Here is an 11,812-nt window from a genome sequence, read left to right as displayed (position 1 = left end):
ATTTCAATCTCAAAAGGACGGCTCATGAGTATTCAAATTTATCAAGTTTGCTTCCCTCTATTATATGCAGCTTCATATTAAATTGGTATAAGATACTTTGGGCAACACTGGTATAGGTAGCAGCATCCCACTCACTGATGTATTGTTGAATCTCTGCCGCCTCTGTAGAAGTATAGGCTTCTAATAGCTGTATCAAAAACTGGTCAGAGATAGGTTCTTCCGGCATATATCCCATTTAAAAATAAAAATACCCTTCCTGACAAGCGAGGAAGGGTGGTTTTGGTTTATGCCAAAACAGGGTAAGAGTTATTTTTAACTAAACTGTTCAATTATTCCGCCACCTAACACTTTATCGCCGTCATACCACACCGCAGCTTGTCCGGGGGTGATACTGATTTGAGGTTCATCAAACACCAAACGCACACGGGAGTTTTCCAAAGGAATCACCATCGCTGGTGTAGCCGTTGAACGATAACGAATTTGCACTTCGGCATGAATTGGGGTGGATGGTTCAGCAATGGAAACCCAATTTACCCGATTTACAGTGCATTCTGGCTGAGTTACCTTGGTGCGATCGCCTACTACTACTTTATTATTTTCTGCATCTAATTCAATCACATACAGCGGTTCGGCAGCAGCAATCCCCAAGCCTTTGCGCTGGCCAATGGTGTAATGATGGACACCATCATGCTGTCCCAAAACTTTGCCCGTAGCATCGACAATATCGCCTGTTTTGGGAGCTAAATATTTATCCAAAAATGCCCGCATGGAACCGTTACTTTCCACTAAGCATAAGTCTTGACTTTCTGGCTTATCAGCAGTTTTCAGTCCGTATTCAGTCGCAATCCGGCGCGTGTCAGTTTTTTCCAGTTCGCCCAAAGGAAATATAGTTGCTGCAAGTAAATCTTGAGACAAATCATAGAGAAAGTATGACTGGTCTTTGTTACGATCAACAGCCCTTAATAATTGGTAACGTCCAGTTGCTTCGTCATGGCTAATTCGGGCATAATGACCAGTGGCAATGCGATCGCATCCCAATTCTTCACGAGCATACTGCACCATTGGCCCAAACTTCACCGTTTTATTGCACTGGGAGCAAGGCAAAGGTGTAATTCCAGCACTGTAACCAGTCACCAGGTAATCGACAATATGCGTCTGAAACAGATCCCGAATATCCACAACCTGATGGGGAACGCCCAGTTGTTCACAGAGTTCAGCCGCGTCGATCATACCTTCAGAGCAACATTGACCTTTGCCTTTCATTAGCCAAAGAGTCAAACCAATCACTTCATAGCCCTGATGGTGCAGGATAGCTGCGGCGGTGGAACTGTCAACGCCACCAGAAAGACCAACGACGACTTTTTTCATACAAAGCACGACACGATAGCTGCGTGGTTGTCCAATTGTAGCATATACTCTTCAAAGCCTTGCTACTAAAGCGCTTCAGTTTTAAGTCACTGAATTAGCGTCGGCATAGCCCATCCTAGATATCGCTATTCACTCTTTCATCTAAGATTAATTACAGATGTATGTTTTGCCACGCAGATGAGGTAACTTTACCTTAACGCTATATAGTTGCTACAACGGTGAACTAATAAGTTCCTGATGGAAATTACTTAAAAATACTGTGACTACTTTCTAACTATTATGTTGTCGAGAGGAATATCAAGTCAATTTATCCCATTTCAGACGCTGCGCCGAAGTTCTAAGGGTTGGAAGCCTACTATGAGACTTCTCTTTTTGTTAGTGGGAGGATGGTTAGTACTGATTCCCGACTCTACCCCAGCAAAAGCACAAATTTCCAACAGCAACGTATTACTAGCTCAAGAAACTGGTGAAATTTTACCGCCAACGCCAATTCCCTTTGGTCAACAGCCAATTCAAGCAGAGGACTTCAATCAACCGGAAGTGAACTTTCAGCCCACCCAACCAGTACAAAACACTCAATTTGAGCAGAATTTTCAGCCTTCTCAACCACTACAGAACAATCAATTTGAGCAGAACTTTCAGCCCTCTCAACCATTACCGAATAATCGATTTGAGCAAAATTTTCAGCCCTCTCAACCTTCACAGTTTAGTCAATATAACCAGAACTTTGAGCGCTATTTAGTTTACGTTGATGGTAATGATTTCCAGACACTACAAGCCATACGTCAGATTGAACCCAGTGCTTACATTCGCCAGTTCCAAGGTCGAACTGTAATTCAGTCAGGAGTTTTTAACAGAGTAGCCAACGCCCAACAACGGGTGAATGAGCTACAGTCACGAGGCATATATAACGCCCGAATTATCAGCTTTGGTAACGGACAGGAAATAAATGCAGACAATGGCAACTATAACTATATAGACGATCGCAATAATATAAATGCTAATAGGCGAGCCTCTAGATATTATGTCGCCATTCCCACCACTTCCGAACAGTTACCTGCGATCGCAGCACAAGTTAGGCAGAATCTAGGCGGATTGACACAAGATTTAGGACGATCTGGTGGAGTCCTCGAAAGGACGCAACCACGGGGTCCACACGTAGCAGTCGGGCCTTTCCCCAATCGATTCCAAGCTGAGGAATGGAACAGGTATATGCGAAAGCTCGGATACGGTAATGCCAGAGTTTACTACGGAAAGTGAATAAGTGGGGAGTTAGGAGTCAGATAGGAAGTACACCAACGGCAAGCGCTCCAATGTAAGTATCATAGAATTTTAGGCAAATCAGTTGTAAATCATGCTACAGCTATAAGCCAAAATTTTTATAGAGACTCACACAAGTACAGTCAAAATGGATATAAAGAATGGCTTCGTTGGCGCTGTTGGCAATACCCCTTTAATTCGCTTAAACAGTTTTAGCGAAGAAACAGGGTGTGAAATCCTTGCGAAAGCAGAATTTCTCAATCCTGGGGGTTCCGTCAAAGACCGCGCCGCACTTTACATCATCGAAGATGCGGAAAAGAAAGGTCTACTCAAACCTGGTGGTACTGTTGTAGAAGGAACCGCTGGTAATACTGGCATTGGACTAGCACATATTTGCAACGCCAAAGGCTACAAATGCCTAATTATTATTCCCGATACCCAGTCACAAGAAAAGATAGACGCACTGACAGCACTAGGAGCAGAAGTTCGTCCCGTCCCCGCCGTACCCTACAAAGACCCTAACAACTACGTCAAGCTATCTGGTAGAGTAGCTGCTGAGTTGGAAAATGCCATTTGGGCAAATCAGTTTGATAATTTAGCCAACCGCCTTGCCCACTACGAAACCACAGGGCCGGAAATTTGGACGCAGACAGATGGTAAAATAGATGTATGGACAGCTGCAACTGGTACTGGTGGTACTTATGCTGGTGTAGCATTGTACTTAAAAGAACAAAATCCAGCAATTAAATGTGTTGTAGCCGATCCGCTGGGTAGTGGACTTTATAGCTATGTCAAAACTGGCGAAATCAAAATAGAAGGAAATTCGATCACTGAAGGCATCGGTAACGGTCGTGTCACAGCCAATATGGAAGGCGCACCTGCTGATGATGCCATCCAAATCGATGACCAAGAAGCTTTGCGAGTAGTTTACCAACTGCTGAGGAAAGATGGGTTGTTAATGGGCGGCTCAACGGGTATTAATGTTGGGGCAGCTGTTGCCTTAGCGAAGCAATTGGGACCAGGACATACCATTGTCACCATCTTGTGTGATAGTGGTTCCCGGTATCAGTCACGGATATTCAACCCGGAATGGCTAGCCTCAAAAGGACTTTCAATAGATTAGTCATTAGTCATTGGTCATTAGTCATTGGTCATTAGCTTCCGACTTCCGACTTTTGGCAAATGACAAATGACAAATAACAAAGGACAAATGACCAACATTACTCAACCATCAGACTTCCCGATAATAGATCGAGACTCTTCTCCTAAATGTGTGCGGGTTTGTCAAAATCGTACTTGTAAAAAGCAAGGTTCAGCAAAGGTTTTAGCAGCTTTTACAGCTTTGCCAATCCCTGATGTAACTGTAACGGCTAGCAGCTGTTTGGGACAATGTGGCAATGGGCCGATGGTGCTGATATTACCCGATATGGTCTGGTATAGCGGCGTTCACCCTGATGAAGTATCTCTACTAATAGAAAATCATTTGCTAGGTGGTGAAAGAGTCAAACAGATGCTCTATTATCGGTTTCATCCCCAGAAAGAAAGCTAATTAACAATATTTAGGTCTGCAATCTTTTTGACTGAAGTGAGGCATCCAATGAATATCCAGCAGCTGCGTCAATCCTTAAAACAAAAGTGGCTTATTTACTACAAGCAAAATATTTCCTGGCTGGTCAAAATGCGAATTTGGGCCACTTACGATGGTCTGCGCCGCCCTTTGTCCGGTTTTATTTTGGCAACACTGTCTGTTTTAGAGCCCCAGTTTGATGAAATACTTTCTTTTATGCTGGATCTGAATAACGATCCAGATAAAATAGTTGCTGCTTTAGGTCTTAACTTCAATCCCGATGAAGAGTTACGTTTAATCAAATTAGACCATTCTCTAGCTACCAGCCAAGCTGAAAACGAGCCGCTAGATCAAAACTATTCTGAGGATAAACATCTTACCAAGATTGCGCCTAATTCTCTTACCAAAACTCTAGACTCCAACTTGCTACGCCCTGAGAAACTTGTGCCATCATTTACAGCGACTGCTGAGGTAGTTGGTACACGCAAACCTGAGTTGGTAGTTGCATTTGCTACTAAAATTTCTCCAGATACTCCGGCAAAAACGTCAGCCTCCAGTTTTGTAAGCGAATATCAACCACTACAACCGCCCCTTGAACGCCGAACTTCCATGACAATGACTGCTGAGGTTAACACCAAAGCCAAAACTATGCCATCTGGGGCGTTGGCTACTGAGGTAAAAAGCAACCCGCCATCTAACCGAATCCCTGTAGGCGCATTGCTGGCAATTACCACTGAGATTAACAGTAATGGCAAAGCAGTGCGATCGCTAGCAATTACTACTGAGGTTAAAAGCAACGGCAAAGAACCGAATATTCAACCACAACAGGTTAAAAGCAAAGTGAATTTACCAACTACAAATGCCCGTAGTATAGCTTCTTGGGTAGATGAATTTTGTTACGGCGCTAGGGAGAAAGAGAAAGATATTTTTATTTGAATTACTTACGGATATTCGTGAGAAACAAAGGGAATTTCTACTATTTCACCCTCAGTTTCTCCCACTTTGACTTTTAATCCTACACCACCAGCTTTGGTGCGAATGTAACCTAGTCCAAAGTAACCATCAGATGTTTCTGTGTAGCTAGTAAGTTTGCCGACCTTTTCATCTCCAACTGCGATCGCACTTCCAACTTCCACAGGGGCACTGAGACGAATACCCAACAGGTGTTGTTTTACACCTTTATATGTGTTTAACCGAGCAATAGTTTCTTGCCCAATATAGCAACCTTTAGTAAAAGAAATTGTTTGCCACAAGCCAACTTCTAGAGGATTGTAATCATCTGTAAGTTCCGCATCTGGGGCGGGGCGGCCTTGTAAAATTCGCAAAGCATCCCAAGCGCGATCGCTCATCTCTACTGCCCCAGCTTCTAACAATTTGTTCCATACCGTTTCTTTGTCAGTATAGGGGAAAGTGAAGGTGTATCCGGGCGCCGCTAACCCGCTACCCACAGCAATTCGCACGCCCTCAGCTGGAGCGATCGTGTATACTTGGTGACTACCGTAAGGTTGGCCAATGAGTTCGCCAATACCCAACTTTTCTAAAACAGCATCGCTTCCTGGGCCAATCAGGCTGAAGGTATTGGTGTATTGGGTAATATCAGATAATTCCACCTTATCTGCATAGAAAATATATTTATCCAGCCATTCCATCAAAAACTGGCGACGATTAGGTGAAACCAGCAAGATTACTGCATCTTCTCTAACGTAGGCGGTTACTAAATCAATTGTTCTGGCTGTGGAAGTGACAAAAACCGTATCACAACCTTGTCCTGGCTTGAGTATTTGGAAATTGTTAGTACTTTGGTTGTGTAAGAAATTCAGGCGATCGTCGCCAGCTACTTTGATGCGTCCCCAGGCGGTGCGATCGCATATTGCAACCCCAACTCTGGCAGCTTGGATAGCTGCTGCGTCTTTATCGTCAAGTGTAGATGTTGGCATGGTGATGAGAAGTTGCCCTGTTTCAATGTTGTCGCACTGGAAATCTTAGCAAATAAGCGTTTATGGCTTCAATGCATCTCCCCTCTACACCTCTGCCCCTCTGCGGTCTTAATAATAAGTCTTTAACTGGACATGATATGAGGCTGGTATTTAACAAAATAGAATTCAGAATTCAATTCTGAATTCTGAATTCTGCATTATTCTTCAATCAAAAACTTTCGTCAATCTTAAGGATAAAGACCCCTGTCAGTCAGTGCTTGAGCCACTCTACCTACTCCCAGTGTGTAAGCTGCTAACCTTAAAGAAATTTGGCGCACCTCTGACTGATGAATCACCTTACGGTATGCTTGCACCATCAAATGCTCCATTTCGCGGTTGACGCGCTCTTCATCCCAAAATACGTAAGAAAGACCCTGCACCCACTCTAAATAACTGACTACTACACCGCCAGCATTCGCCAAAATATCTGGTAGCACTGTCACACCCCGCGCCTCTAACGCCAAGTTAGCCTCAAGAGTAACCGGGCCGTTAGCTGCTTCTGCAACAATCTGCGCCTGCACTTGATTCACATTTGCTTCAGTGATTTGGTTCTCCAAAGCCGCTGGTATTAAGACATCGCAGGGTAGAGTTAATAAATCTGCATTGCTAATTGGTACAGATTGCGGGAAACCCACAATACTCTTGCGATTTTCAGCTGCGTAGACTTTTAACTTGGGAATATCAAGACCAACTTCGGAGAATATTCCCCCAGCACCAGTTGAAACAGCGATAATTTTCGCGCCTGCTTCATATAGTAATTCTGCTGCGGCACAGCCGACATTACCGAAACCCTGAATAGCTACTCGCACTCCTGCCAAGGATTTACCTATATCTGCCAGTGCCTCACGCACGATAATCATCACACCGCGTCCGGTTGCCATTTCTCGTCCCAGAGAACCACCAATCGAAAGGGGTTTCCCAGTTACAACTCCTGGTACAGCATGACCGACATTCACAGAGTAAGTGTCCATCATCCAAGCCATCTCACGGGCGGAAGTACCCATATCTGGCGCAGGAATATCTACGGAAGGCCCAATATCTTTAATCAACTCGCTGATATAACGGCGGCTGATTCGCTCTAATTCGCCAACACTGTAGCGTTTGGGATCTATAGCAATGCCACCTTTCCCACCACCGTAAGGAATACCTAATAAGGCACATTTCCAGGTCATCAACATTGCTAGAGCGGATACTTCCCGCAATGTCACAGCCGGATGGTAACGAATTCCACCCTTGTAAGGACCTAAGACATCAGAGTGCTGTACCCGATGTCCAGCGAGAACTTGTATTTCTCCATCATCTAACTTCACAGGAATGGAAACCGTGACAACCTTACGCGGGTGGCTGAGAATTTCTAGCAAACCCTGATTTAAATTTAATTCTTTAGCTGCCGCTTCTAAGTAACTACAGGCTTGGTCAAAGGGGCATATATGCGCTGGAGAAGCAGGTTCTGACAGCAACGAGGATTTTGAAATCATAAACTTTCTCCTAATCACGGTATCTTTGCGAACCGGATATTATCTGTACCTAAGCTTATCCTTTTTTTTTAGGAAAACAAGCTTTTTTGTAGTTTTTGTTACAGTTTTATATTTTATATTCTGATATGTGAAATTTATTCAAAAATCACCTTTCCTAAAGACGCGCAGCTGTATGTGCCTTAATAAAAATTAATATATTATGTTGGTCAGATAGTTAAACCCACAAGTTTTTACCTTGCTAAGACAATCGCAGCATTCTGCCCACCAAAGCCAAAACTTAAACATAATACCTGGCGAATTCTACTGAGACGTGCTGCCGTAACTAAATCCAAATCAAACTCTGGTTGCTGCAATCCTACACAAGGCGGTAATATTTGATGCCTTAATGCCATGAGAGAAAAAGCTACACCTAAAGCTCCAGATGACCCTAGTGTATGACCTGTGCTTCCCTTGGTGGAACTAATTGCCACGCCTTGAGGAAACATACGCTGGATTACGATGCTTTCCATTTGGTCATTTAGCTGGGTAGCTGTGCCATGAGCATGAACGTAATCAATATTGTCTGGTGTCAGACTACTACGTTCTAGACATTGTTTGATGGCAGCGATCGCACTTTTTCCTTCTGGTTCTGGTGAATTACTATGATATGCGTCGTTAGTTAAGCCGAAGCCGAGAATTTCACCATACACTTTTGCTTGACGCTGCTTTGCAAACTCTGCTGATTCTAAGACAAACACAGCCGCGCCTTCGCCCAATACTAAGCCTTCTCGATGCAAATCAAAGGGATAAGCCCCAGTTTTGGCCAAAGCACCCATCTGCTGAAACCCAGCTAAAGTTAAGGGTGTAATCGGCGCTTCCACTGCACCTGCGATCGCTTGTTGACATTGCCCAGTTTGTATAAGTAAAGCTGCTTGGGCAATAGACCAAATTCCAGTAGCACAAGCTGCCATCGGTGCCAAAACTATCCCTGATGCACCGATTTGCCTTGCAGCTGCGATCGCATTGATATGAGGTAATGTATCTAGCCAATTTCCAAAAGAGGACATGGGGAAATGATTCGCGTCACTATTTATTTGCCGCGCCAACTTCTCCCAAGACGCTTGATAAGAGCGACTCGATCCAATAACTACAGCACAATCAGCTAAAGGTGCAACTAACCCAGAATCTTGTAAAGCAGAAGCAACAACCATCTGAGTTAACATTGTCAACTCAGATGGTTGTTGACCAATTAAACCTAGAGGAAATGGTGTAAATTCTGGAAATGGTTGATGTAACCTAATTCCAGATTTACCTGCGATTAAATTTTGCCAGCTATCCTCTAAGCTTCCACCCAAGGCAGAAACTAGACCAATACCAGTAACAACAATTTTGACCAATTTAGGAGTTAGGAGTTAAAAATGAGGAGTTAAGAGCTTTTCCCTCATCTTCCTGCTCCCCTGCTAGCCTGCCTCTTTCTCCTACTGTCCGGGTGTTTTCAGGTTTTCAGCACCTTGAGTGATTTTAGCGGAGTCAATGCGATCGCCTTGCTGAATTTTGTTTACTACATCAAAGCCTTGAGTGACATTGCCAAACACGGCGTAGTTACCATCCAAAAACGCTAGATCCGCTAAAGCAAAGTAAAACTGAGCAGAAGCAGAGTCTGGTGATTGCGATCGCGCCATTGCTACTGCACCCTGTTTATGGGGCAATACAACAGCTTGAGCAGTAGCATCAAATGGTTTATTGTAAATCGGAGTATCTGAACCTTTGGGCTTAACTTCTAAAGGTATGTAACGAGCATTTCCCGTTTTTGGGTCAATATAGCTACCTGTTCCCAGTCTATCTGCTGGAACTTTCGGGTCTTTGCTTTGCGGATCGCCCCCTTGAACTACAAAGGGTTGGGGTTCGCGTACAACTCGATGGAAAGCTAAACCATCGTACACACCCTTTTGCACTAAATCTACGAAGTTGCCAGCTGTGATGGGGGCATCAGTGCCGTCTACTTCAATAGTAATCGGCGAACCTTTAACCGTGATTACCACAGTAGCCTTGCCTTCGAGGCGCGGTAAATCTGCCAGTCCAGGAACACTCTCACTACTAGTTTGAGATACAGATGTTGCTTCAGTAGTTGTCTTGGTGCTTGCCTCGCTTGTGGTCGAGGTAGCTGTAGAGTTTGGAGAAGAGCTATTAGAAGCGACTTGCTGTGTTGAACATCCTCCCAACATCAAGGCACTGATAATCACAAGAGAAAACAAAAATTGTGAAATTTTTAACCGCATTGCCTGTTACCGATTTAACCAGAGTATCTTATCGTTTTGAGGGGCATTGAGATTAGGGGAGAGGTGACAGCTAACAGGTGATAAGGAATTAATCTGTACCCTATACCCTGTACCATGTAGCCTCTTGAGGGACATTAGGGTTAGGGGAGAGGTGACAGCTAACAGGTGATAGGGAATTAATCTGTACCCTGTACCCTGTACCCTAATCTCTTAAAGTCCTTCTAATGACACTCCTAAAAAGCGAGCTAACTTTGCGCCTTCTGTTTCCAACTCTGTTAAAGATAACGGTTGCCCAACCCGTGTTAAGGGTATATCTCGTCGTCCCTTAATGCGTAGATAAAGGGCACGACGGGGGTTAAGACCTTCCTTTACGTCGATTATTACAGATTGAACATCTTCTATGCGGCTATCAATCTGAATTCGGCGGTTTTTGCCAGGAAATCCCCAACGGAAAATTTTGATTGCGCCAGTTTCCCGATCGAATTCGTTGTAACCGCCTCCAACATCCAATAAAATCACTAGCCACAGGTATGTGGCTAATAGCAAGCCAGCAGCACCATATAACCCCATCACTAATCCTTGGGGGACGAATACTAGTTGAGTGGGATCGGAAACTATGAGTAAATTAACTTTTAAATAACTGGATATTCCAGACAATAAAAAGCCGCTTGCTCCCAAGGTAACGATAGTTGCCCACCAGTAGTTACTGAACCGACGAGAACCGAGAACATTTTGGTGCAGGAGGCGATCGCCTTTGTTAATCGTTGTTGATGTCGTCATTGAACTACCATTGCCCGTGAGATACTCGCTGTCACATACTCGCACACTGAATGCTTTTGCATAGAGTGGTGGGTTCCTGTGCCAATCCGGCTATTGCTTAGGAGGCACCCAGAGCTATGTTTGAAGTCCACGGGAACCCTGCCGTAGACTATGAATTTTTCACTTTGTACCCTACAAATTTTACTGTCCCGGATAATGCTGGCTTACTTGTACTACGGGACAAACCACTTAGGCTATTTGTATTTAGTCAAGATATGCCAACTTCCTTTCTCCTTGTCTAACGTTTCACATAGGTTTTCCAGAGGTGTGTTAACGACCGTGGCGGCGAAGTGACTATCCGCATTTTACCAAACATCGTTGACAAAAACTCAACTGCGCCCTTCCATGTTCCTGCTACCGATATAATTTTTTAGGGAATGTTGTACTATTTTTTTACTCAATGACTGATAAAAATTCTTTCTCCCTGCCCTTCTGACCCTCTTATTCCCTGCTACCCTCTCTCTGCCTCTTTTTGACCTCTTGAAATTAGTTATCTACCTACGTCTATCTACATTAAATTTTTTCAGATTTCTGAGAAAAGTTGTGTCAAATTGTAAAATTTCTGATATTCATATTATTTATAAGGTTCGTGTTTCATGCCTAATTTGCTTCTGTGTATCAGGCAAAAACCCTGAGTAGTGTGATAAGTTAAGAATCATTAAGTTACCACAAGCTAGATTACTAGCCGATGGTACGTGTAATGTCATAACCCTGAGAAATAATGACTTAACTAGTCAGTAAGCTCTCAGAATCTCAGTTACTTAAAAGCAGTTGAGATTGTCAAAAAAAACGTTAATTCCTCACGGCAGTCGGTTACATTGGCTTTCCGTACTACCTTAGAAACGTTGCAATTTTAGTAAAAAAAGAGGATTTTAGTCCGATGACCATCGCAGTTGGACGCGCCCCCAGTAGAGGGTGGTTTGACGTTCTAGACGACTGGCTCAAGCGCGATCGCTTCGTATTCGTAGGTTGGTCAGGGATACTATTATTTCCCTGCGCCTTCCTAGCACTAGGCGGTTGGCTGACCGGCACCACCTTCGTAACCTCTTGGTACACCCACGGATTAGCCTCCTCCTACTTAGAAGG

At 43.9% G+C, this 11,812-nt stretch carries 11 protein-coding genes and 1 pseudogene; 5 read left to right on the top strand and 7 right to left on the bottom strand.

Annotated features, from left to right (window positions below):
* Positions 1 to 22: 22 nt before the first annotated feature.
* Positions 23 to 226 carry a hypothetical protein gene (locus V7K53_RS05145; protein WP_335196550.1) on the bottom strand — a complete coding sequence of 68 codons (204 nt, stop codon included), beginning with the start codon at positions 224 to 226 and terminating at the stop codon, positions 23 to 25.
* An 86-nt stretch (positions 227 to 312) separates the two neighbouring features.
* Positions 313 to 1,368: a tRNA 2-thiouridine(34) synthase MnmA gene (gene mnmA / locus V7K53_RS05140; protein ID WP_335196549.1), complete on the bottom strand. Its 1,056-nt coding sequence runs from the start codon at positions 1,366 to 1,368 to the stop codon at positions 313 to 315.
* 357 nt (positions 1,369 to 1,725) lie between these two features.
* Between mnmA and V7K53_RS05135 the strand changes: the two genes are divergently transcribed.
* From V7K53_RS05135 to V7K53_RS05120, 4 genes are all read left to right on the top strand, one after another.
* Entirely contained in the window at positions 1,726 to 2,628 is a 903-nt protein-coding gene (locus tag V7K53_RS05135; RefSeq protein WP_335196548.1) for a hypothetical protein, read from the top strand.
* A 148-nt stretch (positions 2,629 to 2,776) separates the two neighbouring features.
* Positions 2,777 to 3,751: a cysteine synthase A gene (locus tag V7K53_RS05130; protein WP_289797382.1), complete on the top strand. Its 975-nt coding sequence runs from the start codon at positions 2,777 to 2,779 to the stop codon at positions 3,749 to 3,751.
* An 87-nt stretch (positions 3,752 to 3,838) separates the two neighbouring features.
* A complete protein-coding gene (locus V7K53_RS05125) occupies positions 3,839 to 4,177 on the top strand; it encodes a (2Fe-2S) ferredoxin domain-containing protein (RefSeq protein ID WP_335196551.1) in 339 nt (112 codons plus the stop codon).
* 48 nt (positions 4,178 to 4,225) lie between these two features.
* Positions 4,226 to 5,131 carry a DUF5331 domain-containing protein gene (locus V7K53_RS05120; protein ID WP_335196547.1) on the top strand — a complete coding sequence of 302 codons (906 nt, stop codon included), beginning with the start codon at positions 4,226 to 4,228 and terminating at the stop codon, positions 5,129 to 5,131.
* A 5-nt stretch (positions 5,132 to 5,136) separates the two neighbouring features.
* Here V7K53_RS05120 and ygfZ read toward each other — a convergent pair whose 3' ends face one another.
* The 5 genes from ygfZ to V7K53_RS05095 all read right to left on the bottom strand — a co-directional run bounded on the left by ygfZ (position 5,137) and on the right by V7K53_RS05095 (position 10,687).
* Positions 5,137 to 6,132, bottom strand: coding sequence for a CAF17-like 4Fe-4S cluster assembly/insertion protein YgfZ (ygfZ, locus tag V7K53_RS05115; protein WP_335196546.1), 996 nt, complete (start codon positions 6,130 to 6,132; stop codon positions 5,137 to 5,139).
* Between the two features lie 227 nt (positions 6,133 to 6,359).
* The gene (locus V7K53_RS05110; RefSeq protein ID WP_335196544.1) at positions 6,360 to 7,649 is read right to left on the bottom strand and encodes a Glu/Leu/Phe/Val family dehydrogenase; all 1,290 of its coding nucleotides are present in this window, start codon (positions 7,647 to 7,649) and stop codon (positions 6,360 to 6,362) included.
* Positions 7,650 to 7,879: 230 nt separating this feature from the next.
* A complete protein-coding gene (locus tag V7K53_RS05105; protein WP_335196543.1) occupies positions 7,880 to 9,025 on the bottom strand; it encodes a beta-ketoacyl-ACP synthase in 1,146 nt (381 codons plus the stop codon).
* Positions 9,026 to 9,106: 81 nt separating this feature from the next.
* Positions 9,107 to 9,907, bottom strand: coding sequence for a peptidylprolyl isomerase (locus tag V7K53_RS05100; protein ID WP_335196542.1), 801 nt, complete (start codon positions 9,905 to 9,907; stop codon positions 9,107 to 9,109).
* Between the two features lie 210 nt (positions 9,908 to 10,117).
* On the bottom strand, positions 10,118 to 10,687 hold the full coding sequence (locus V7K53_RS05095; protein ID WP_335196541.1) for a photosystem I assembly protein Ycf4: 570 nt from the start codon (positions 10,685 to 10,687) through the stop codon (positions 10,118 to 10,120).
* A 919-nt stretch (positions 10,688 to 11,606) separates the two neighbouring features.
* On the opposite strand from V7K53_RS05095, the pseudogene V7K53_RS05090 reads away from it, so the two are divergent.
* A pseudogene (locus V7K53_RS05090) lies at positions 11,607 to 11,812 on the top strand (photosystem II D2 protein (photosystem q(a) protein)); the annotation flags it as partial.

Source organism: Nostoc sp. (genome assembly GCF_036917355.1).
In the GTDB taxonomy this organism is placed as follows: domain Bacteria; phylum Cyanobacteriota; class Cyanobacteriia; order Cyanobacteriales; family Nostocaceae; genus Nostoc.
Note: the sequence above shows the minus strand (reverse complement) of the source record. Positions and strands in the feature narration are given on the sequence as shown.

What these genes read in the sequence shown, in the direction of transcription:
- V7K53_RS05145 (WP_335196550.1), bottom strand. Translation starts at nt 226, where the DNA reads ATGCCGGAAGAACCTATCTCTGACCAGTTTTTGATACAGCTATTAGAA.
- mnmA (WP_335196549.1), bottom strand. Translation starts at nt 1,368, where the DNA reads ATGAAAAAAGTCGTCGTTGGTCTTTCTGGTGGCGTTGACAGTTCCACC.
- V7K53_RS05135 (WP_335196548.1), top strand. Translation starts at nt 1,726, where the DNA reads ATGAGACTTCTCTTTTTGTTAGTGGGAGGATGGTTAGTACTGATTCCC.
- V7K53_RS05130 (WP_289797382.1), top strand. Translation starts at nt 2,777, where the DNA reads ATGGATATAAAGAATGGCTTCGTTGGCGCTGTTGGCAATACCCCTTTA.
- V7K53_RS05125 (WP_335196551.1), top strand. Translation starts at nt 3,839, where the DNA reads ATGACCAACATTACTCAACCATCAGACTTCCCGATAATAGATCGAGAC.
- V7K53_RS05120 (WP_335196547.1), top strand. Translation starts at nt 4,226, where the DNA reads ATGAATATCCAGCAGCTGCGTCAATCCTTAAAACAAAAGTGGCTTATT.
- ygfZ (WP_335196546.1), bottom strand. Translation starts at nt 6,132, where the DNA reads ATGCCAACATCTACACTTGACGATAAAGACGCAGCAGCTATCCAAGCT.
- V7K53_RS05110 (WP_335196544.1), bottom strand. Translation starts at nt 7,649, where the DNA reads ATGATTTCAAAATCCTCGTTGCTGTCAGAACCTGCTTCTCCAGCGCAT.
- V7K53_RS05100 (WP_335196542.1), bottom strand. Translation starts at nt 9,907, where the DNA reads ATGCGGTTAAAAATTTCACAATTTTTGTTTTCTCTTGTGATTATCAGT.
- V7K53_RS05095 (WP_335196541.1), bottom strand. Translation starts at nt 10,687, where the DNA reads ATGACGACATCAACAACGATTAACAAAGGCGATCGCCTCCTGCACCAA.